Source organism: Aeromonas sp. s13, from assembly GCF_040907905.1.
Classification (GTDB): domain Bacteria; phylum Pseudomonadota; class Gammaproteobacteria; order Enterobacterales; family Aeromonadaceae; genus Aeromonas; species Aeromonas veronii.
In genome coordinates this window covers 36428-58595 of sequence record NZ_JBFOCS010000068.1, presented here as the reverse complement: position 1 = coordinate 58595, position 22168 = coordinate 36428, and the positions used below count along the sequence as shown (strand labels likewise).

At 58.8% G+C, this 22168-nt stretch carries 19 protein-coding genes; 10 read left to right on the top strand and 9 right to left on the bottom strand.

From position 1 onward, the window contains the following. Positions 1-6: 6 nt before the first annotated feature. Positions 7-498, bottom strand: a complete 492-nt coding sequence (locus tag AB5Y82_RS13690; RefSeq protein ID WP_043819743.1) for a molybdopterin-dependent oxidoreductase — start codon at positions 496-498, stop codon at positions 7-9. Positions 499-740: 242 nt separating this feature from the next. Here AB5Y82_RS13690 and AB5Y82_RS13685 point away from each other — a divergent pair, with 242 nt between their 5' ends. The 6 genes from AB5Y82_RS13685 to AB5Y82_RS13660 all read left to right on the top strand — a co-directional run bounded on the left by AB5Y82_RS13685 (position 741) and on the right by AB5Y82_RS13660 (position 6990). Next, on the top strand, positions 741-1187 hold the full coding sequence (locus tag AB5Y82_RS13685) for an STAS domain-containing protein (protein WP_368174107.1): 447 nt from the start codon (positions 741-743) through the stop codon (positions 1185-1187). Further along, positions 1184-1600, top strand: a complete 417-nt coding sequence (locus AB5Y82_RS13680) for a hypothetical protein (RefSeq protein ID WP_005351415.1) — start codon at positions 1184-1186, stop codon at positions 1598-1600. Before AB5Y82_RS13685 ends, AB5Y82_RS13680 begins: the two co-directional genes overlap by 4 nt. 18 nt (positions 1601-1618) lie before the next feature. Further along, complete coding sequence (locus AB5Y82_RS13675) at positions 1619-3724, top strand: SLBB domain-containing protein (protein WP_005360128.1); 2106 nt, start codon at positions 1619-1621, stop codon at positions 3722-3724. Between the two features lies 1 nt (position 3725). After that, entirely contained in the window at positions 3726-4394 is a 669-nt protein-coding gene (locus tag AB5Y82_RS13670; RefSeq protein ID WP_076493047.1) for a tyrosine-protein kinase family protein, read from the top strand. A gap of 23 nt (positions 4395-4417) precedes the next feature. Continuing rightward, positions 4418-5908 (top strand): SpoIIE family protein phosphatase, encoded by a 1491-nt coding sequence (locus tag AB5Y82_RS13665; RefSeq protein WP_368174106.1) that lies wholly within the window; start codon positions 4418-4420, stop codon positions 5906-5908. A gap of 80 nt (positions 5909-5988) precedes the next feature. Further along, positions 5989-6990 carry a glycosyltransferase family 4 protein gene (locus AB5Y82_RS13660; RefSeq protein WP_368174105.1) on the top strand — a complete coding sequence of 334 codons (1002 nt, stop codon included), beginning with the start codon at positions 5989-5991 and terminating at the stop codon, positions 6988-6990. 297 nt (positions 6991-7287) lie between these two features. Here the strand turns inward: AB5Y82_RS13660 and AB5Y82_RS13655 are convergent, their stop codons facing one another. From AB5Y82_RS13655 to AB5Y82_RS13645, 3 genes are read right to left on the bottom strand one after another with little or no spacing between them, the layout of a single operon-like run. Further along, positions 7288-7923, bottom strand: a complete 636-nt coding sequence (locus AB5Y82_RS13655; protein ID WP_005333398.1) for a sugar transferase — start codon at positions 7921-7923, stop codon at positions 7288-7290. Continuing rightward, entirely contained in the window at positions 7920-9113 is a 1194-nt protein-coding gene (locus AB5Y82_RS13650; RefSeq protein ID WP_368174104.1) for a glycosyltransferase family 2 protein, read from the bottom strand. The genes AB5Y82_RS13655 and AB5Y82_RS13650 overlap by 4 nt, the downstream gene beginning before the upstream one ends. A gap of 31 nt (positions 9114-9144) precedes the next feature. Continuing rightward, positions 9145-10296 (bottom strand): glycosyltransferase, encoded by a 1152-nt coding sequence (locus AB5Y82_RS13645; protein WP_368174103.1) that lies wholly within the window; start codon positions 10294-10296, stop codon positions 9145-9147. Between the two features lie 157 nt (positions 10297-10453). Between AB5Y82_RS13645 and AB5Y82_RS13640 the strand changes: the two genes are divergently transcribed. After that, positions 10454-11869, top strand: a complete 1416-nt coding sequence (locus tag AB5Y82_RS13640) for a GumC family protein (protein ID WP_368174102.1) — start codon at positions 10454-10456, stop codon at positions 11867-11869. A 353-nt stretch (positions 11870-12222) separates the two neighbouring features. Then, positions 12223-13488, top strand: coding sequence for a hypothetical protein (locus AB5Y82_RS13635; RefSeq protein WP_368174101.1), 1266 nt, complete (start codon positions 12223-12225; stop codon positions 13486-13488). A gap of 1224 nt (positions 13489-14712) precedes the next feature. Here the strand turns inward: AB5Y82_RS13635 and AB5Y82_RS13630 are convergent. Continuing rightward, positions 14713-15558, bottom strand: coding sequence for a DUF1194 domain-containing protein (locus AB5Y82_RS13630; protein ID WP_368174100.1), 846 nt, complete (start codon positions 15556-15558; stop codon positions 14713-14715). A gap of 158 nt (positions 15559-15716) precedes the next feature. Here AB5Y82_RS13630 and AB5Y82_RS13625 point away from each other — a divergent pair, with 158 nt between their 5' ends. Together AB5Y82_RS13625 and AB5Y82_RS13620 are read left to right on the top strand one after the other, a co-directional pair. Beyond that, the gene (locus AB5Y82_RS13625; protein ID WP_368174099.1) at positions 15717-16484 is read left to right on the top strand and encodes a hypothetical protein; all 768 of its coding nucleotides are present in this window, start codon (positions 15717-15719) and stop codon (positions 16482-16484) included. A 90-nt stretch (positions 16485-16574) separates the two neighbouring features. After that, a complete protein-coding gene (locus AB5Y82_RS13620) occupies positions 16575-17021 on the top strand; it encodes a hypothetical protein (protein ID WP_335843851.1) in 447 nt (148 codons plus the stop codon). On the opposite strand, the gene AB5Y82_RS13615 is transcribed toward AB5Y82_RS13620, so the two are convergent. Genes AB5Y82_RS13615 through AB5Y82_RS13600 form a run of 4 tightly spaced genes read right to left on the bottom strand, consistent with a single transcriptional unit; the run spans position 16999 to position 21969 of the window. Then, positions 16999-17475, bottom strand: coding sequence for a hypothetical protein (locus tag AB5Y82_RS13615; protein WP_368174098.1), 477 nt, complete (start codon positions 17473-17475; stop codon positions 16999-17001). The genes AB5Y82_RS13620 and AB5Y82_RS13615 overlap by 23 nt on opposite strands. 11 nt (positions 17476-17486) lie before the next feature. Then, positions 17487-20021 (bottom strand): hypothetical protein, encoded by a 2535-nt coding sequence (locus AB5Y82_RS13610; RefSeq protein ID WP_368174097.1) that lies wholly within the window; start codon positions 20019-20021, stop codon positions 17487-17489. Continuing rightward, positions 20018-21217 (bottom strand): glycosyltransferase, encoded by a 1200-nt coding sequence (locus AB5Y82_RS13605; protein WP_144712893.1) that lies wholly within the window; start codon positions 21215-21217, stop codon positions 20018-20020. Before AB5Y82_RS13605 ends, AB5Y82_RS13610 begins: the two co-directional genes overlap by 4 nt. Continuing rightward, positions 21214-21969 (bottom strand): acyltransferase, encoded by a 756-nt coding sequence (locus AB5Y82_RS13600; RefSeq protein WP_368174096.1) that lies wholly within the window; start codon positions 21967-21969, stop codon positions 21214-21216. The genes AB5Y82_RS13605 and AB5Y82_RS13600 overlap by 4 nt, the downstream gene beginning before the upstream one ends. Between the last annotated feature and the right edge of the window lie 199 nt (positions 21970-22168).

Genomic DNA, 22168 nt, shown 5'->3' with positions numbered 1-22168 from the left:
TGGGATCTACTCCACTTTTATCGCACTGATCTGCCAGATAGCCCGACCGTAATAGAGCTTGTTTTGCAGTTCGGGATATTGATCGAACGGATAGACAAGGAACAGCGGCCCTTTGTCACGCACCGACAGTGGCTTGCCATTGATCGTGCGGGCGAGGATGACCCGATACTGCTCGGCATCGCTTGTCGGCACCTGTACCGAGTAGTCATTGAGCGCGGTAATGGTGAGCTGTTTGCCGGTTGCCCCGACCTTGGCCAATACATCTTGCAGCAGCGGGCCGCGAAAGGTCTTGGCTTCGTCATACCAGGGGGTATGGGTTTTGATTTCGTGTACCGGTAGTTGATCCAGCATGGCGCTGTCCCACAGGGCCAGAGACTGATGAGTGGGGCTGCTGATGGCGCCTTCAACCTTCAACACGGCGCTGTCAGGGGAGGGGGCTGCGTATGCGGTGCCGCAAAGGGCTGCCAACAGTGGTGCGATGTAAAGGCCTGCTTTCATGATCTCTCCTTCCTGGAATATGGCGGCATGGGGGCCGAGCCAACGGTGGCTTGTGAAGTGTGTCCAAAGGCAAGCAATAATCGGGCCCAGTCTAATGGGCTTGAATTATCAGCCATTTAGCCTGTTATCGGGCGATCTCGGCCCAGGTGAATTGCAGTTTGCAACGTGCGGGGGAGGTCAATTGCAATTTGGCAATCAAAACGAGGAGTGGGTGTCGGCGAATAAGGCGCAAAGAGTATCATTTGGATAACAAGAGCCGTGGCACTGCCCGGCATAACATTTGCAACGTGCTGAATGCCGTGACAGCAAATAGTCTGAGAATCGACAAGGAGCTAGCGATGGAAAGCATGACTTACACCCTTAATGATATCCAGGTAGTGGTACTGGAAAACGAGTTTGACGCGATGGCCGTCAGTGAGCTCCGCCCGTTGTTTGAAACCCTCTCGACCCACCCGGGAGATATCCTGGCCGATATCAGCGATGTTCATTTTATCGACTCGTCAGGGATCGGAGCCTTGGTATTTCTCTATAAAAGATTGATTATGAACGGGCATCAGATGGCCCTTGTCTGCGGACCCGGTCAACCCCATGACCTGCTGGAGATGCTGCATATCGACCGGGTGATCCCCTGCCATGAGAGCATCAAGGCCTACATGCGTTCCCGTGGCATGATGGCCGCTGCATCATGAAACGCTTTGGTATCCTGCTATCGTCCATTCTGCTGTCGGGTTGCGCGCAGTGGCCGCCGGAGGGATATGGCGGCATGGCCGAGGCAAGACCCACCCGTATTCCGGTCAATGAGGATGAACGGCGGGTCTGGTCTCGTTATGATGAGCGTCAGAAGGAACTCGACTTGCAGCTGACGGAATTAAAGCAAGCGAGTCTGCAGGGGTGTATGCCTGCCGAGTTGAAACGACTACAATCTCAACGTATTGATATCGAACGGGATATGCACGGACGGCTCTGGTCGGATGTAGCCTGGCGTCAGACCGTGCTGGCACAATCACTACAACAAGTACGTTTGCGGCTGCAACAGACAACAGCGGATGGCTGTCGTGCTGATTGGTCAGGGCTCCCCTTACGCCAATGGGGGCAGACGTAACAGACGAAAAGGATGTCTATGAAACGGGGCGCTCTCGAAGGATTGATCTGTGTTCTCTTGCTGTTGTTCACCTGCCCGTTACTGGCCTCCACCTTGTTGGCTCCCGGTGATCGGTTGGCCATAGTGCAACCCGGTGAGCCTGCTTTTGATCAGCCTTTCCAGATCAACAAGCAGGGGGAGATTGCACTGCCTGAGGTCGGCAACGTCGTGGTGGGGGGAAAGACCCTGCAACAGGCGGATGAGCTGATCCGCACCGCCCTCAAACCTGTTTACAACAACCTCTCTCAATTGACCGTCACCTTGCTGGAAAAGCGGCTGCTGATCAGCGTGATGGGCTATGTCAAAAAACCCGGCAGTTATGATCTGGCGCCCGATGGCAACGTGCAGATGGCCCTCGATGCCGCTGGCGGTCTGGTGCCTGGTGCCCAGCTCAACAACATGCAGGTGCGGCGCGGCAGCACGGTCTCTAGCTTCGACTACAAACGTTATCTCGATACCGGCGATGCCAGCGTGTTGCCGCCATTGCAATCCCTTGATGTGGTGTTCGTGCCAGCATCCCCTTTGATTGGCAACGTGCAGATTGATTTTGATGCGGCAACCCTGGCGGCAGGCGGGGATGGCGATACCGGCAAGGCGATCAAGGTGTTTGGCGAGGTCAACAGCCCCGGCGCCTTCAGTTTCAAGAGTGGCAACTCCATCGTGGATTTGCTGATGCGAGCCGGTGGGGTGACCCGTTTTGCCGGGGTGGAGCGGATCCGGGTGATCAATGGTGATGCCCCCGAGCTGTTCGATCTCAAAGCCTATCTCGACTCCGGCAACAACAAGTTGCTGCCCAATCTGGCGCCGGGCGCCACCATCTTCGTGCCCAAGGATGAAGAGCAGATAAAACGGGGGGCACGCACCATCTACATCATGGGCGAGGTGTTCAAACCCGGCGCCTATGAGGGGCGGGAAGGGGACTCCTTCCTCGATATTCTGGCCAATGCCGGCGGCCCGACCCGCTATGCCGAGAGTCGCCAGATCCGTTTGCTGCGCACCGATGGCACGATCGAACCCATCGACTTGCAGGCCTATACCGAAGGGATGCAAAAGGCGCTACCCCAAGTCAAACCTGGTGATGCCATTTTTGTGCCGGAAAAGACCGATATCAACGAGAAGTCCTGGTTGAAGGTGGCACCCGGGCGGGCGGTGATGGTGATGGGGGCGGTGCGGATCCCGGGGCGTTATGAATGGTCTGACGAAATGTCGTTGCTGGATCTGATCGCCCACGCCGGTGGCCCCAACGAGCGGGCCGATATCGCCAAGGTGCAGATCCTGACCGCCGAAGGGGGGCAGGCCACGCCGACCCTGTTTGATCTCGACAAGTTTCTCCATCAGGGGGGGGCGCTGGCCAGCCTGCCAAAGATCCGGGCCGGATTCACCATCATGATCCCCGAGCTGCCCACCGATCCCAGTGATAACAAGTCCCAGTGGGTGCGCCAGTCGCCGGACAGTTCCATCTATATCTTCGGTCAGGTCGGGGCCCCCGGTCGCTATGCCTTCAATGAGCAGATGGGCTTTATCGACATCCTGTCGGCCGCCGATGGCCCGACTGCGGCGGCGGATCTGCGCAATGTGCGCATCGCCCATCGTAGTGGCAGCACTGCGCGGGTCAGCAAGCTCGACCTTGCTCTCTACTTTGAAACTGGCGATGAAACCTTGCTGCCCAAGGTGCTGCCCGGCGACTCCATCTACCTGCCGGAGAAGAATCGCCCCTGGCTCGATGAACCGAAGGAGAACACCATTCGAGTGCTGGGGGCGATCGCCCGTCCCGGTCGCTACCGTTTTGACTCCTCCATGACCCTGCTGGATCTGCTGGCCGAGGCAGGGGGCCCGACCAGCAGCGCCTATATCAAGAAGATTGTGGTGATCAACATGGCCACCAGTGGTCAGGGGGATCAGGCCCGCAGCTTCGATCTCGACGGCTTTGCCAAAGAGCCCGACTTTAGCCAGTTACCGGTGCTGCGCGCAGGGGACACCGTTTTTATCCCTGACAGCAAAAGCAGCAACTGGGCCATCTTTATGGATGGCATGCGCGACATTCTGACCACGATCTCTGTGGTGGCCCTGGTCGGGACGCTTTGATATGAGCATCCCCATTCAATATCTGGAGCTCGAATCCCTCTATGCGGCGACGGTCGCCCGGGGGATCCGCTCGCTGGCGGTCACCTCGTCAGAAGGGGGAGAGGGGGTGAGCTCCATCTGCGATGCGCTGGCAAGGCGCTCGGAGGCGGATGGGCTGCGCACCCTGCTGGTGGATCTCAATCTCTATCACCCCGGCCGCGCCACGGCGGTTGCCTGGGGGCCCAATGATGTGCCCGAGCCGGTGGCCACTGGCCGCTCCTTGTCCTTGCTCCCGGCGCCGGGCAAGGATCTGATGGCTTTTCGCAACAAGGATACCTTGCGTCAGCTGCTGGTTCGCTGGCTGGAACATTACGATGTGGTGATCTTCGATACCTCCCCGCTCACCGCCCTCAATCGTGGTAATATTCCGGCCGATCAGGTGTGTGGGGCCTGTGAAGGGGCACTGCTGGTGGTGCTGGCGGGGGTGACCCCGACGACCGTGGTACAAAGTGCGGTGGATAAACTGACCCGTGCCGAGGCCAATCTGGTTGGCGCTGTCTATAACGACAAGCTCAACCCGGGGCTGGCCAGCGAGATCCTGCGCGAACTCAACCGGCTGCCCAGTAACCGGGTGACCGAATGGCTCAAGCGCTGGTGTCGGCGCAGTGCCTTGCTCAATTTCCGGATCTGATCGCCCGCTGATGGAGGCCCGATATGGATGACTGGTTGCGATCTGCTCCGGCAACCCTGCAGGCGGTGCGCGAACTGCGCAACCGGCTGGCACAGGGGCTCTCCCTGTTTCAGGTCTCCCCAAAGGATCAAGCCAACTGGCTGCTCTGTTTCAGTGAGCTGGCCACCAATAGTGTCAAACACACCGTCCCTCCCGCGACCCGGCTCTGGCTCACGCTGAAAGAGGATGAAACGGGTTTGAGTCTGATACTGGAGGATGATGGCGGCCCGCAACCCGGTCTTGCCAGTGCGCCGTTACCCGATGAGCTGCAGGAGGGGGGATACGGGCTGGCGCTGGTGCACCAACTGTTTGCCGAGGTGCACTTCTCTCGCGACGGTGATCGCAATCGCGTGACCCTTCGCCAGCAGGGCCCGGTCAACCAACTGCCGGTGATCGCGGTGATCGATGATGACAAGGTGATGCGTGCCCTGCTCACCGCCTATCTCCATGAGCACTATCGGGTTGAAAGTTATGCCGACTCCCATGCCGCCCTGCTGGCGCTTGGAAAGCAGCCCCCCGCGCTGGTGCTCTCCGATATCGAGATGGAGGGGATCGATGGCTTTGGGCTGCGCCAGCAGTTGATGAAGGATCCCAAGATGAAGGGGGTGCCCTTTATCTTCCTGACCGGTCATCAGGATCAGTGGACCCAGAGTCGGGCGGGGGCGCTGGGGATCGATGACTTTCTGGTCAAGCCCATCACCAAGCAGGACCTGTTGCTGGCGGTTTCGCGGGTGCTGCAACGATCGCAGCAGCTCAAGTCGCAATGGGGCGAGCAGCTGGATCAGCGCATGACCTCGGCGCTGCGCCCGTTATTGCCCGCCACCTCGATAGGGGGATACCAGCTGGCGCTGCAAACCCGTGCGGCCACCGTGGGGGGCGGGGACTTTCTGCTGGTCAAGGATCGGGTGCTGTGGCTCGGAGATGTGATGGGCCACGATGCGGAAGCCAAGTTCTTCGCCCATGCCTATGCCGGTTATCTGCGTGGCTTGCTGACGGCGCACGATCTGGAGCGCGCCCCCGCCCGCTTGCTGACCATCTTGTCCAATGCGGTTCACAGTGATCCGCTCCTCGGGGCAACCCTGCTCACCACCCTCTGTATTGAGCTCGGCAACGAGGGGCGGGTGCAGTGGGCCAGCGCGGGCCACCCTGCGCCCTGGCTGGTCGGGCCCGGTACCATCCGTCAGGTCGGCGTGACCGGCCCCTTGCCCGGTTTGCGCCCGGATCCCCACTTCGTGACCAATGAGCGTCAGCTCAAGCCCGGCGAGATCCTGCTGTTCTGGACCGACGGCCTGCTCGATAGCCGTGATGCCGCAGAGCGCCAGCGCTGGGAGTCGCAGCTAAAAGAGATCTGCCTGACTTCGAGGCCCGGTCTTGAGCAACTGGCTCATCGCATTGCCCGCTGGTTTGATGAGCGCATCAATGATGCCGCCCTCGATGACATGACCCTCTTGCTGGTCGCCTGTCCCGGCGCCTGATCCTGCCCCTCTTTGCCTGACTGGCCCGCTCTATGCAGCGCCTCATTTCAGGTGGCATGGAGCCACGGGAGGAGGGCCTTATGTTACCCATGCAACAGATCTGGCTGGCCATCGATGCGCGTCAGGTCGGTGGAATTGAAGTTCACATTATCCACTTGGCCAACGATCTGCTGGCCAGAGGATTTCGCCCCACCATAGTGCTGGTGAGCAACCACGGCATGACCCCCTTTACGACCCTGCTCAAACAACAGGGCTTGCCCTACGAGGTGTGCCACAACAGCCGCGATTTTATGCGCCGTCTGGCTCGCCAGCCTGCCTCTGTGCTGATCCATACCCACGGCTACAAGGCCGGGGTGCTGGGGCGGCTGACAGCCTGGTTCACCGGTAAATCGGTGGTCTCGACTTTTCACAGTGGAGATGATGGGGAGGGTTTGCTGAAGTTTTACAGCTGGCTGGATCGCACTACAGCGCGTTTTGCGAAGTGTATTGCAGTAAGCGAGCCCATCGCTCGCAAATTGCCTGTGCCGAGCACGGTGATCAGCAACTTTGTCCCCATGCCTGCGACGCCGGCTGCGGTAACTGGCAACCGGATTGCCTTTGTCGGCCGCCTCTCGCCGGAAAAGGGGCCGGAGGCGTTCTGCCAGCTGGCTGCCTTCTGCCCGGAGGGGGCGTTTCATCTCTACGGGGATGGCCCCATGAAAAGCGGCTTGTTGCAGCAGTATGGTGATCGCGTCCAGCTTCATGGTTTCCAGAACATGGCCAATGAGTGGCACAACATCGACCTGCTCTGCATCACCTCCCGCTTTGAAGGGTTGCCGCTGGTGGCCCTGGAGGCGATGGCTCACGGCATACCGGTCTGTACCTTTGCGGTGGGGGGCCTGGTCAATCTGATCGACCATAAATCCAATGGCTGGCTGGTGGAGCCCGGCCATGTGCGGGATATGGCGGAGCTGGTCAACTACTGGCTGCGCAGCGATGGGGTGGTGCGCAGCAAAATGAGTCAGGCGGCCCGCAACACCATAGCCCGCGGGTACAGCGTCAACAACAGAGTGACCGATATTCTGGCTGTCTACGGCGCCTGAATCCCCAAGGGGAAACCCGCCAAAAACGAGTGGCCGCTGGCTACTCGTTTTTTTATGTGCCGGTGTTAGGGGTTGCAGGGGGCGGATTGCTTCTGTGATCACGCAACACTTGGGTTTCTGCGGGGGGGGCAAGCGGACATCAGGCCTGCGGATGGATGGGGCCAGATGATGGCGATCAGGTCGCTGACTTCTTTGTGATCACCATTGATGTGCCACAAGGATGCGCCATAAAAAAGGCCATTGCAGTGACAATGGCCTGATGGGCGTTGAGAAGTGGTTGAGGTTGGTGCGGCGGGATTAGCGCCCCTTCTTGCCGACCATGATGGCGATCGTCTTGCCAATGATATGTACATCCTGCACCAGCCAGCGCCAGGGGTGGAGCAGGGCGACCGAGTAGGCCAGATCGAACGCCAGCTTGCTGCGCACATCATCGAGCGACTCGTCGTAACCCTGATTGACCTGTGCCAGACCGGTAATGCCGGGGGCCACTTCATAGGTGCGTTCGATAAAGTACGGCACCGCATCTTCCAGCCGGTTGGCGATCCCGGGTCGCTCCGGACGGGGGCCGATCAGCGACATCTCCCCCTTGAGCACATTGATAAACTGCGGCAGCTCATCGAGCCGGGTTTTGCGCAGAAAGTCGCCGCTGCGGGTGATCCGGCTGTCCCCCTTGCCACACCAGACCGGCCCGGTGGCCGCCTCGGCGTCGGCGCGCATGGTGCGAAACTTGATCATGAAAAAGAGCTCGGTATGGGTGGCGTGGCTGCGCCCGATCCGCAGCTGACGAAAGAACACCGGCCCCGGGCTATCGAGCCGGATGGCCAGCATGATCAGCGGCCACAGTGGCAGCGTCAGCAGCAGGCCAAGAGTGGCACCGAGCAGATCCATGCTGCGTTTGACCACCAGGGTCAATCTTGGAATGGGGTGTGTCATACGGCTTTCTCCTGTGACATGAAACGTATGGGGGCGCGCAGGCAGTAGCGCAGGGTGCCCATGCCGTTGTACCAGTGTCCGAGTACCAGATAGTGGATCTTGCGAAACAGATTGGGCCAGGGGTGCACAGGGGTCAGCTGGATCAGGATGACCAGTAGATACCCCAGCAGTTGCAGCCCCAGCAACAGCTGAAATAGCAGGGATTGGGTGGCCAGCGGGATGGCGCAGAGCCACAGCAGGGTCAGGCAGAGCGGCATCAACACCCGCAGCCCCTTGCCACTGGCAAAGTTGAAGGCAACCCAGCCGAACTTGGGGTGTAGCAGGGGCAGCAACCGCAGCAGTTGCTGGGTGTTGCCAGCCCCGATCCGCTTGCGCCGTGTCGCCTCCAGCGCGGCATCGGAAACTTCCAGCTCCAGTGCGGCGCAGCGATTGTCATAGACAGCGCGATACCCCTTGGCGATGGCTTGCATCGGCAGGATGAAATCGTCGTTGATGGTATCGGCGGCCAGCGGGGTGAGGCACTCCCGGCGCATCATGTAAAAGGCCCCGTGGGCACCCAGCATGCCGCCAAGGGCCGACTCGCAGAGCTTGATCTGGCTTTGATAGTGCCAGTAACTCTCCTCGCCCTGGGAGCCCGGTTGCCAGAAGCGGTATGCCTCCCCGACCACCCCTACCTTGGGATCGGCAAAATGGGCGACCGCCAGCAGCAGGCTGTCGATGGGCAGCAGGGCCGAGACATCGGTGAGGGCTACCAGATCGCTGTGCACCCGGGTCATGGCCTCGTTGAGCACGGCAACCTTGCCGCGATTGCGGGGGTGATCAAACAGCCTGATCTGCAACTGCTGCAGGGCGGGATCACCGAGCTGGCTGAGTGCAATGGGGTAACTGTTGTCGCTGCAGCCGTCGAAATGCACATGAACCCACAGCTTGTCGGCGGGGTAATCGAGGCTGGCGAGGTTTTGCAGCTTGGCCGCGATGGTCGCCGCCTCGTTGTAGACCGGCATCAGCAGGGTGATGGTCGGCAGCGCCTCATCGGTGGCGTCTGTTTTGAACCCTCGATCCAGAGGGCGGGGCGGATTGGCCACCTTGCGCGCCTGCTGACCACCGAACTTGAGCAGCAGGGGATAGCCGACATGGTGGTAGACCACCAGTACAGCGCACAGCCAGAACACGATCATGATCCATTCCATGGGATGCTCCTCTGGTCATCGGGTCGCTTGATCAGCGGCTGTAAAGCTGCTGATAGGCCTGAGCCATCCGGCTCAAGCTGCTTTGCTGGCACACAAACTCTCGGGTGACGGCACGCAGGCTATGGCACTGCAGCAACCCTTGTGCCAGAAGCTGGGCAAGGCGGCCGGGATCCCGCTCCGACAGGATATGGCCGCTGGCCTGGCAGACGATCTCTCTGGCCGCCCCCACGTCGCTCATCACCACCGGCACCCCGCACGCCTGTGCTTCCAGCACGCAAAGCGGCATCCCCTCCGCCAGTGAGGGGAGGCAGAAGAGATCCAGCCCCTGATAGAAGCGCGGCATGTTTTCGACCAGCCCCAGAAAATGGACCCGATGGGCGATCCCCAGTTGCTGACACTGTTGTTGCAACGCATTTTGCAAACTGCCGACCCCTGCCAACGCAAGATGCACCTCCTCCGGCAGGGTGCGGATCGCCTCCAGCAGCAAGGTATGTCCCTTGACCGACTCAAGGCGGGCGGCGCAGCCAATCAACTTGATCCCTTGCGGCAGCCCTATCTCCTGACGGGCGAGGGCTGCGGCGCCCGGGGCAAAGCGCAGCTCATCGATGCCGTTGGGGATCACGGTTGGCGACAGCTGGCCCAGCTTGGCCAGCAGCTGGTTGGCCACCGGCGTGGCATCGGCAACCAGAATGGGTTTGAAGACGCGCAGCCCCCACAGGGCCAGCGTGCGCTGATGGGGATCATCGAGATACCAGGCATCGTGCTCTGTGTGTACCAGGGTGGGCACCCGGGCCAGCCGACTGGCCAGCCCGCCATAGAGCATGGGCCCCAGATGGTGGGTATGTACCGCGACTGGCTTGAGCTGGCGCAGCAATCGGGTGAGCCGCCAGAGGGTTGCCAGCGACCAGCCCGCAGGCTTTTCCAGGCAGTGAATGTGGCCCGCGAAGGGATGCAGGGCGGGCCACGCCCTTAGCACATCCCCTTTGCGCCCTTCGAGGGAGATGATATGCACCGGCTGATCGGCAGGGCTTGCCTGAGTGAGGTTGAGCACCATGGTCTCCAGCCCGCCGGGCTGCAGGTGCTGCACGATTTGCACAACAGGTTGCACGATGGGTTGCACGATAGGCTGGACGACGTAGTCCCTGCGAGGATGGGGTCTGTGCGACGGGGTTGATGACAACATGGTTCGCGCTCCGGCAAGGGAAGGGGTGACACCCCGGATAGCGGAAGAATGCGAATCTTGTACCACTCTTGCGATCTGCCCACAGAGGCGATCAGCTCCTGTAGTGGCACTGCCTTTGCATCGTGCGGGGGGAGGGCTTTTCTCAGGGAGTGATGCCATGCCTGTCCAGTTCTATTACAACCTCTACATCATTCTCTTTGCCGCCTGGCGCCGTCGTTATCTGCTGGTGATCCCGGTGCTGGTGATGCCGCTGGTGGGCGTGACGGTCGGTCTGCTCACTCCCAAGGAGTATGAGAGCCGCACCACCTTTATGGTGCCGCAAGATGCCAACCAGACTCCGACCCTCAAGGACCTGATCACTCAGGAGAGTCTCAAGGATCGCTTTGCGGTGCTCGAAGCCCTGCTGCGCAGCCGCTATGTGCTGGATGGAGTTGCGCGGGATCGCGGTCTGGTCAATGACGAGACTCCCCCGGCCAAGCGCGATGCCATCATGGACTGGCTCTCGAGTGCCGTCTCGCTGCGGCTGATTGGCGATGAGGTGATCGAGATAAAGGTCAAGGCGGATTCGGCGGCCAACAGTGCAGGTTTGCTCGAAGCCATTTCACGGCGCTTTTTCTTCAACCTGCTCAGCAAGGGGCGCCAGTCGGCGGAATCGTCCGAACGTTTCCTGCAAAGCCAGCTCGACAGCCGCCGCAGCGAACTGCAAGAGGCCGAGCAGCTGCTCGCCGATTTTAAACGGGAGCATGCCAGCGCCTTGCCCCAGCAGCAGAGTACCAACGTCGCCCGTCTCTATGGCTTGCAGGAGCGTTACGCCGAGAGCCTGATCACCCTGCAGCAGGCCAGGGCCCGGGTAGATCAGCTATCGCTGGGGCAGGAGAGCCAGCTTGCTCGCCAACTGGATGAGAAGCTGCAACTGATGCGCACCGAGCTGGTGTTGCTGCGAGCCCGCTACAGCGACGAGCACAGCAAGGTGCAGAGTCTGCGCTATCAGATTGACCAGTTGCAGCAGGAGTTCGAGCAGCTCAAATCCCAACCGGATATGGCGCGTGGGCCCGAGTGGCAGCTGGCCCAGACGCAGCTGACGGAAGCGGAGCAAAACGCCGCTGGCTTGAAGAGTCAGCTGGATGGGCTGGACAAGGTGGTCGACTCCCAGGGGGATACCGAACGCCAGCTCGCCGAGCTGGAGCGGGATCTGGCGGTCAAGCGCACCCTCTATCAGGATTTGCTGCTGCGCTATGAGAAGGCCAAGGTGACCGGCGATCTGGGCAACTTCGAGCAGGGGGAGCGGATCAAGGTGATCGACAAACCCTTTGCCCCCAGCAAGCCGAGCAACTACCCGCTCTGGCTGTTTTTGCTGGCGGGCATTGTTGGCGGGTTGGGGCTCGGCTGCGGTCTGGCGCTGGTGGCCGAACTGGCGGATGCCAGCCTGCGCCGCTCCGATCAGCTGGCCGCCCTGGTCAAGGCGCCGGTGCTAAGCCGCATTCCCTACTGCGAGCCGGTGCCGGACTATCCATCCAATAGTGATCATGCGCTGGATGGGCAGGTGCTGCCCATGTCACCGGAACCGGGTTGATTGCCACAAAAGCTGGCTATCAGCCGGAATCTGAATATTTCTGAAAAGGCCTTTTGATAAGGCTTTTTTTATATCATGCAGATGGCAAAATATTAATCTTGGCTCATACAAAATAAGAGGTAGATTGTTCTTTCTATGTTCGTTTCTTGACTACGGTTTTTCATGGTGATACAAATGGAGCTGCTTAAGTTAGTTAATAAAAAGAGCAAAACTTGTAATCTGGTTGGTAATGATATGATTTATTTTGGGTAATGAAGTGTGGCGGGATAGCGTTAGATGGAGCGTTATGTTATCTGATTAACATTGCCTTCCATATAATTACTTTCAGCAATATACAGACTTTGGAGTAATAGATGGAAACAAGAGAGGAACGATTCAGACGGCTACAGTTGGCTTTCAATGTCATTGCTCATCATGATATGGATCTCAGCTTTTCAGATTTAATTGATAATAATCGAGATGTATTTAGTGGCTTCAAGTTAATATATTCTACAAATCATTTGGAAAACACATTTGCTAATACTTCACTAAAAGAGATAGAAGATGCTTGTCCTGTATTGAAAAAATACTTCTATGGAACTGCGTTACTTTTTTTCTCTGATGAGTTGTATGATAAAACCTGGAAGGAAGGGCGTGTAGAGTTACCTATCGATTATTCGCTAAGTCTTGACTCTAATGCCGCTGAGCGCTTCCGAATCTGGGAAGATGGAAAAAGCTTAGACGCCTCTGAAAAGGATTTTGAAAATCTAGTTCGATTTATTAAAGAAGGTGCTGATAATGGGTTTAATTTTGATTACTCTTTTTTTATAATAGAAAACTATTATGACTCAATGAAGCCTGATAATCATAGACCCTTTAATACGGTTAGAGCTTTGAAGCGTTTTGATCATCTAATATATAATAAAGAAATATTTAGTGTCACTTCTCCTCAATTTCTAGAAACTCGAGAGAAAGCAGGGCAAAGGGCAATAGATACTCTTTATGCTTTTCACTCAAGCTCAGAGCTTAAAAAGTTTCAACAAAGAAGAATGCTACTATACGTAGTGTTGCTGAAGGCAGTGCTTTTAAACCAAGATAAAAAATTAAGTCTTGATTCTAAGTTGGCTAGTTTAGTTGATTTTTGTCTCATTAAATTAGATAAATTTCCGAAAACAGAATTATATTTTGCATGGAAATTCATGAAGTATGGTAAAAAACTCCGTTTCTTTGATCCTGTTAGTCAGATTGGTTTCAAAACAAAGAGCAAGTTGAAAGGTATGTCATGGGATATCTTTGCTCTTAGGTATCAAGAGACTATGGCATCCAAGAGCTATAAAGGAGAGTTCTTCATTCCATTTTTTGCATCATTCGATAACCGCTTTGTCGAGTTAACGCAAGCTTGTCCTATACGAGCAGTCCTTATTGATGAGATAGAAAAAAATGTAATTACAATACAGTTAGATGAACTTGAATTTCAGACGGAGTTAAACAGTTCGATTACATCTGAGCAAATCTTTGAATTAAATGATACAAAGAAAAAATTGACGCGAATGCAGCAGATCTTAACTGAAGGAAAACTCAATGATATTGCTATTGAGCTAGAAGACCAGCTGGAACAATATTGCCAACAAACTGTTTAAGTTGTGATTCGCAACGCGTGGTATTTTTACTATGCGTTGTGTTTATTTTTTAGGTGGTTTGCGACGGCACCTGTATTGCGTTTCTCGCACGTTAACAAACATGATGCGCTAGGAGGGAAATTGGAAGCTAACTTTCAAGAGATAAGAGCTCGTAGGTTCGATTAGCCGGTAGGCGTAATCGGACGATCGCGGTGATACTCCACGTCAATATGGCAATAACGTAACGACCGTTGCCAGTTCGAGAGTGAGTTTTGGGGCGGAGAAGTGGCAAGATGGAAGGGTTTTGGCGAGTTAAAGAAACATATTGCAGAAAGGCCGCGAACGTCCGATTATGCTTCGCTAATCGAACCTACGGCCCTATACTGCATTTCGTGTTTGGCGCCTGTTAGTTCATAGGGACGATTAGCCGATAGACATAATCTGACACTTGCGGTAACACTCCTTGCCAATAAGGAAGGTACGTCCCAACCGGTGCCAATTCGAGAGTCAGTGTCGGGCGGGGTCTGGGCAGAAATCATGCCGCCTTTCAGGTTTTATCGTACCTTCCTAAAAATTAGCAATATAAGGCTGACACATACCAAGAAACCCCAAAAAGCAGTGCTGTAGACTGTATTGGTCGCATCCATAACACTTTCCAATATTGCTCGGTGTTGCTCCAAGCTAATTGGCCCAGAAAGTAAAACACTCTCTTTCTCTGATATATGACCAAACGGTAAATAGGCTATACCGAGCCAGAAATAATAGCCAAGACCAATGATTAAAATTAAGGCCCATCGAATGATGGTTTTAACTTGACTTGATAGCATCAAATTCTCCACTCAATACGCCACCAACTGAGCCACCAGAATATGGAGATAGCTTTCTGATAGCAGATGCACCCTCGGACAAGGTACTAAGGAACGAATACGGAAGCTCAATTACAGGCCCAATCCTTTACCATATTGCTTCACCTGTGCTGGAGTCATATCTCTCCCAAACCAAAATCAAGGCATGCATTGTGCCATGAGCTACAGGCGAGGCCAAAACTTGAATGATGTAGTACGACACTGATTGTCATTACGGCGAAGCAGCAGACTGTCAATCAGTCTCGATAAATGAGCTGAGTTACTGACGGATGACGGGCAGTATTCAAACCAGAAGTTGTGCGGCCTCTGCCGAAAGCCATGGTTACGGCAAAAAATCAGGGAGCCATGGCTCCCTAATCGCAACACACGGGGTGATAAATCAGCCGATGGCGGGCGCCAGTTGCCCGTTGGCGGGCTGCAGGCATCCCTGATTACGGCGTTGATAGCGCCAGGCCAGTAGTAGTGGCATACCGAGCAGCAGCTGGGCGGCCAGCGGGATCTCCTCGATGGGGGCAGCCAGTGCACCTTCCGGAATAATGCCCCCTTCAATTTCGGCCGCCAGTTTGAGCTCCAGCGCATTGCCAAAGTCGGCGAAGGTGGTGGCATTGATCACAAATGCATCCTGACCGCCCGCCACGTTCTCCACATACCACTCTTGCAGCACCCCATCGGCATAGTCCTGACCTATGGTGATGCCGTTGATGGTATCGATGCCTGAGGCGAGCAGTTGATCCCGCACGGTAGAGGTATCCAGCCCGTTGTTCTGGATACCGTCACCTGACACATCCATCACCTGGCGGGCGGCGGTGTAGTTGTTGGTATCAAACTGCTGGGCACCAAAGGCCATGGCCGAACCGGGGGCCGTCATACCCGCATAGGGGCGGACCAGGGCATCCAGGGTGGCAGCGAAGTTGTTGATGGAGGTCATGTCGTAGAGGTGGAACCAGTCAGTCATCACGCTCTGCTGGTTGCTGCTGCTCCACATGATCATCTGTACGGCGATGGACCCGAGTTTGCCGCCACTGGTGTCGAGGATGGCGCTTTGTACATCCTGACTGTAAAAGGCGTCCACATACCCCTGTAATTGCAGATTGAATTCCGATGAACTGACGCTGCCCGACACATCCATCAGCAGTTGCAGTTCGGTATCGACTTCGGTCAAGGCGTATGCGGGGGAGGTTACCAACAACATCCCCAGCAGCCCTGCCAACGGTTTGAGTTTCATTGCTCACTCCTTCTCCCTGGCGCTAGTGCCAGCAGGGTGGAATGAATAAAGCGTGCCAGCTTTGTTGCATCCTCGGACTTGGCTTGATCCGGGTGAGGTCGGGCAGGCATGGAACTTGCGACAGCGGTCAAAAGTGCTGATAACCGGCAGGAGTTGCGATGGAGATCCGTCCCTGGCAGTGGGCACCCAACTGGCTGCTACTTGGTTTGGCCAATCAGTGGGGCATGGTGTGGCTCAATATGGGCCACTTCAACCTGCTGGTGGTGTTGCTGATTGCTATCTGGTGGCAAATTGCATCGCGGGTTGCACCGAACTGGCGTCCGCATCCACTGGTGCTCGCCCTCTTTATCCTGCTGATCCTGATCCCCAGCGCCAGCTGCAAGGCGCTGGCCTGTCTGTTGCTGGTGGCCTCGCTATGGCGCCGTCATCAGAGTGGCGATGAGCGGGCGGTGTTGCAGATTGTGCTCGCCTTTACCGTGGCGGTGTTGTGGGGGCAGCAGGTGTTTGCCCTGCTCTCCGGCCCTGTGCTGGCGCTCGATGCCTGGGGGGTGGGCCAGTGGTTGCAGCTGCTGGGCTGGGAGACTCGCCTTGATGGCAATCGCATCGAGCGGTTGGGGGGCCATGCGCTGATTGTGCTCAAGGGGTGCTCCTCGTTTTCTCAACTCTATCTGGTGGTGCTCTCCTGGCTGGTCTCCTGCTGCTGGCTGGCACCGGAGCGCCCACTCTACCGGCAGTGGCCCATGTTGCTGCTGGTTTGCCTGCTCTATATCGGGGCCAATCAGCTGCGTCTGGTGCTGATGAGCCTGGATCTGCGCTGGTATGGCTGGCTGCATACCGGCTCGCTGGCCCAGCTCTACCAGTGGGCCATCATGTTGCTGGTGATGACCATCCTCTTTATCCGGGGGCGCCGTGATGGGTCTGTCTAAGGGATATCTGCGGTTGGTGGCGTTATCAGAGTCGGGTGGTCAATATGATGCTGCTGGTGATGACCATCCTGTTTCTAAGGGGGCGCCGTGATGCATCTATCTAGGGGGTATCTGCTGCTGTTGCTGGTGGCGCTGCTCAGTGCTGCCGCCATGGGCTGGCGTTATCAGAACCGGGCGATCAATGAGGGGGCAAAACCCATGCTGATGGAGTTGGTCCAGCTGGGATGGCGCTTGCGGGTGGCTACGCCGGTATTGGGCGGCACCTATGTCAGCTATCAGCTGGCCCATCCCCGCTGTGACGGCCTGCTGCAGGCCATGCTGGTGGCGCCGGATCGGGAGGCGATGTCAGTGACGCTGGCGAGTGAAGGGATGAGTCAGGGGGTGATGTTTTTAGGCGAGTTGCACCAGAGCCCGCCGCTGCTCTCGTACCGTCTTACCCAGGGTTGGCGCAAATTGTGGGGGCTGACCCCTTATCCCCTCTATCGGGTGGCCTTGCCGACCACCTGCCTCGGCCTTATTGCGCCGCCGCTGGGGTGACAGACCCCGGTTCACCGTTTGGCAGAATGCGGATCAGCAAGGTATTGGGGGCCAGCATGGGGTCATAGCGGGGTTCCAGCTCAATGGCGCGAGACCCCAGCAAGCGGGTCAGGGCAGTCAGCCGCACGCTCGCTATCCGCGCACTCTCCAGCATGTCGGTTTGCAGCCCGGGGCCGCTTACCAGCGCAATCCGGGCCGGATCCTTGCGGCCTAAAAACTGATGCAGCAGCTGCTCCTGATCCGCTGGCAGTTGTGTCTCCGCTTGCTGGTACTGCAGTTGCAGCTGGGGCTGTTCGGCCATTTGTTGTTCCCGCAACTGGTTGAGGATCGGCAGGGTCTCATTGAGCGGCTCCTGACGGGCGCAACCGGTGAGGATCAGCAGCGGCAACATAAGGGGCAACAGGCGGGGCAGGGCGCTGTCTTTGGCTGTGGTGCGGGGAGTCTGGTTGGCCATACGCAGTCACTTCAGGAGGATGAGTTGGCACCAGTTTGCAATGTTTTCAATCCCTTGGCCAGTTGTTCAATCTCGCGGCGCCACTGGATCCAGGTGGCAGAGGGCAGTTGCTCTGCCACCTGCCAGCGGGTCGGCAGCTGATCGCGCAGGCGCTCCAGCAGCAGGGCGGCCTCCACCTGATAGCGGGCCTCCTGTTCCAGCCAGGCGAGCCAGCGCAGATCCTCGATGGCTTGCTGCAACAGCAGCAGATCGTGGGAGAGGCGGTGCGCCTCGCAGGCTTGCGGGCCGAGCAGCATAAAGTCGCTCTCCCGCCCATCGGTGGGGTCATAGGGCAGGGCGGTGGGCATGCGGCCATGCCACTGCAAATAGCCCTCGGCGCCGCTCTGCCACAGATAAAACCCGGCGGCTCTCGGGGTGCCCAGATTGTAAAACCAGGGGGTGACCTTGTGCTGGAGCACCCGCGCCACATCGGCCTTGTCGGCGCCAAAGCCTGCGTTGATCAGGGCAATCTCCACCTCTGCCAGCAGACCAACCTGACCCGGGTGGTTGAAGTGGCCTGCGCGGATCACCGCCGGATCCCGCCGTTTCATCTCCCGCGCCAGGCTGGTAATGGCGGGCAGGGTAGCAAGATCCGGCTCATCAAACAGGCTCCATGCCAGCGGGGGCAAGCCGCTGGCGGTCAGCCCGTGTTGCCGCGCCTGCCACTGATCAAGCTGGTTGGCAGGGGCGCTCCCCCAGCGTTTGAGCGGGGTATAGGCCAGCAGGGGCGGCACAAAGCCGAGCCCGGCCGCCTCTCCCATGATCTCCCGCATCCCCGCTTCATCCTGTGGCAGGGCGGGCGAGAGGCCGCTGATCCCCAGCTTGGCGAGCCGCTCCAGATCACAGCGACTGGCCTCGGCGATCTGCTCTTTTAACGCCTCGGGATTGGGGCTCAGCCAATTCAGATAAGGGGGCGCTTCGACATAGATGCCGACCGGCTTGCTGGCCGCGGGCAGAGTCAGCGGCAGCACCTCGATAGTCAGTGGCAGCTGCACCAGTTGCTGCTGGCTCAGCAGCTGAATATTGCCGAGATAGTGACCCGCAGGCGCATCGCGGGGGACGGTGATCTGCAGCACCAGACGCCGTGGCACGTCTGCCAGCAGGGTGAGCCCGGCGATCCCCTCGACCAGCTCCTGGTCCGAGGGGGCCAGCAGGGTGCCACTCGCCTGCGGGCGAACCAGATGCCACTTGCCGTAATAGGGGGTCAGCGCCAGCGGCGATCCTGCCTGCTCGGGGGGCTGGATCACCAGCAAGGGGGCCGGATCGTCGGTGGCGGCGTGGATGGCAAACTCCAGCAACAGCTGGCTGCCACGGGCGGCCAGCACGGGTTGCGAGGTCTGCTGCAACGCATTTGCCGCTGACAGCGGGGCGATCTGCAGGGTTGGGGCGGCATCCGTAATCGGCGTGAGGCTGAGCTGCTGCGAAGCTGGGGCTGGGGAATAGGGGGCCAGAGTCCACTTTTCCAAAAACAGCTGGCGCTGCTTGGTCAGCACGCTTGCGGTAGCGTCGGCCAATACGGCGAGATCTTTTCCACTATTCGGGAGAGCCTTTTTGCTGGTGGGGGCCGGATAGGGGGCAAGCAGCAGCCCCGCCAGGTACTTGGCATCCGGTGAGTGACCCACCAGTGTGATAGTGAGGGAGCCGCCTGGGTGGTTCAGGGTGACATGGACCGGACCGCCTTGACGCGCCCCGAACAACTGCCAGGGATCCGGATTTGGCAGTGCCTCGCGAGATTGTCCCGCCAGATAGCGCTGCGTTAGCCACTCCTGCGGTTGCCACTGCTCGGCCCAGATGGGCTCACCATTGACCAGCACGCTGCGCTCGAAGGGGTGGGGGAGGTACTCCCATTCACCGGGATCATCGAGCCAGAGGGTGAGCTGGTAGCGCCCCTTGGCGACCTCCAGCCGTACGCCATCAAGATTGCGCAGCCCATCGCGAACCAGGGCATCGCCGGAGGGGCGCAAGATGGGTGTGGGGTGGCCAATCAGTCGGGGATCCCCCGGACTCAGGGCCTCAAAGCCGGTAAAGCGGGGGGCGGTGGAGGCCCCCAGATCCAGCGCAATGGTGCCCGCAGGCAGAGTCAGACCGGGCTCCCAGTACCAGCGGTGAATGGTCAGCGAGGGGGCGTTATCGGCCATAAAGAGATAGAGCTTGGTGAGTTTGTCCAGCGCCAGCGCTCTGGGTTGGCTGGTGCGCCACTCGCTCAAGGCAAAGCGCTGGGTGAAGGGGCCGGGGGCGACAATCCGCTCCAGATTGACCCGGCTGCGGTAGTTGACCGAGGCCTCATCGTCGATACGCAGGATCAGGGTTTGCGGGCGTGCGCTGGGGTTATGGCCCTCGATCACCAGTTCATCATCGCTGCCTATTGGCCAGTTGTGGGTGCTCAGATCGAGCCGCTGGGGTGTCTGGTTACCTGTCATGGGCAGAGGGGTCTCCCCCTCCAGCCGAGTGGTGGCCATTGCTGCATGGCAGCAGAGCAGGATAACCAGCCAGAGCCCTCTGCTCATCCGGGCAGCCCCTTCAACCAGTTGTTCAGCTCGGCAGCCTTGTGATCCCAGCTTTGCAGGGCCACCTGTTGTTGGCGAGTGTGGCGCCCTTCGCTGCGGGTGAGCCCCTCCCAGCCACTCTCCTGAAACCAGCCCGGATTGGGTTGATCAAAGGCGGCCCGATTGATGGCCTCGGCCAGGCTCTCCCCATCGTGGGGGAGCTGGATCTGATCCCGATAGCCATCGAGGGCCGGAAAATCGGTGCTGACGATGGGCCTCCCTGCTGCAAGATATTCGCGCAATTTCAATGGATTGCAGGCACGGATCTGGGCGTTGTCGACAAAGGGCAGCAGGCTCACCTGCCAGTGCTGGGCATAGGCCGCCAGCGTGTGGTGGGGACGGGGCCCCAGCAGATGGATATTGGGGAGCCCCTTGAGGGGGGAGATATCGGTCTGGACCGGGCCAATCAGCACCAGATCCCAGTGGGGCAGGGCGGCGGCCGTCTCTGCCAGCAGGGGGATATCAATCCAGTCGCTCAGGCTGCCGTAAAATCCGGCAATGGGACGGCCGGAAGGGAGATCCGCCGGGCGTTCTCTGGGGGGCATAAACAGCTCGAGATCCACCCCGTGGCTGAGGAGCCGGGTTTTATGGGGGGGAAAGCGGCTGGCCAGCGCGGGGCTGGCGGCCAGAATGAGATCGGCTTTTTCCACCAGTCGGGCTTCGCAGTGGGCAATGGCCTGATGATCCACTCCCGCCAGCGCCGAGAAGTCATCGCCGCAGTAGTAGATGACCGCCCGCTCTTCGAGCTTGCCAATCAGATCGACGGCGCTGGGCAGGGAGATCCAGAGCAAGGGGCGATCCAGCTCGGGCAACTGGCGCCGGATCTGCGCCGCCAGCCAGTGGCCATTGATCTTGCCCGCCAGACGACTGCCCGGCAGTGGCAAGGCGAGCGGCGGCAGAACCCGGGGGCTGCTGACCTCTGATGGCGCAACCGACTGGCCGCCAGCATGGCGCGCGCCGCGCAGCACGGCCCCCAGTTTGCGGACGATGCGGGTGAGATCATGAAGGGTAAAGCGGGGGCAGCGCATGCCGATGGAGTTGACCCAGAGCACTTGATAATCGGGCAACAGACGCTTGATCAGGTGTTGGGTGCTGGAGGGGTGCTGGCCCCAATCCTCGCCCAGCACCACCAGTTGCGGCAGTGAGTGTGGTTTCATGCAAAGGTCTCCGAAGCGTGTGCGGGGTCGCTGTGATCCTGTGGTTGCAAGGTGCGCAGTACGGTGGCCGGTACCCCCGCTGCCAGCACACCTGCGGGCAGATCCCGGGTGACGACGCTGCCTGCGGCGACAATGGTGCCGGCGCCTATGGTGACACCGGCCATCACCATCACCCCGGTGCCAAGCCAGACATCCTGCTCCAGCACAATGGCCCCCACCTGTTCATCGCGATCCGGTTTGCCAAGGGCGCGATCGCGGGCGTTGATCGGATGCCCCGGGTAGCCCGCCAGAAAGGCACGCCCTGCAATCCGGACGTTATCCCCCAGCACTATCTTGCTGCCCACCGCCAGGGTGGTCTGCCAGCCAATCCCGACATTGCGGCCAATGACCAGCCTTGGTGTCTGGCTCGATGCCCGGCCGCTGATGGTCATGGCAGCGCTGAGACGGCAGTCGGCGCCGATCTCGATGGTGACCGGACCGCTGATATAGGGGATGCCGCCATAGAGATAGAGGCGCGGGGCGGGGGCCGTGAGGCGAGATTGAAACAAGGGGGTCCACCAAAGGGTGCGGGTCAGGGTCGCCAGCGCGTTGCTGCCCAGCAGATAGAGCCGATACAGCAGCCGATGCAGGGGTGGGATCACGGGGAATGACCAGTGGCGGGCACTTTTGGCCAGTCGCCATACCCGGCGAGCCAGTGGCGTTTCCCCCTGTTTGGCCCAGCTTTTCATCCGGTGCAGGTTGATGGTGTTCATGGCGACCTCTCCCTCTGGTGCAGTCCGTTGCTCGCTAAGCAGAAAGCAGGGATCGGGCCAACAGGACGGCCCCAGCTAGATCGGGCCAAATGGGGCTAAGAGGAGGGGCAGATTGCGCCTGTCGGTGCAATTTGCAGCCAGCGTTGTGCAAAACGCAAATGCCAGTCTCATTCTGGGCTTGTTCAGGCCGGTTAAGCCG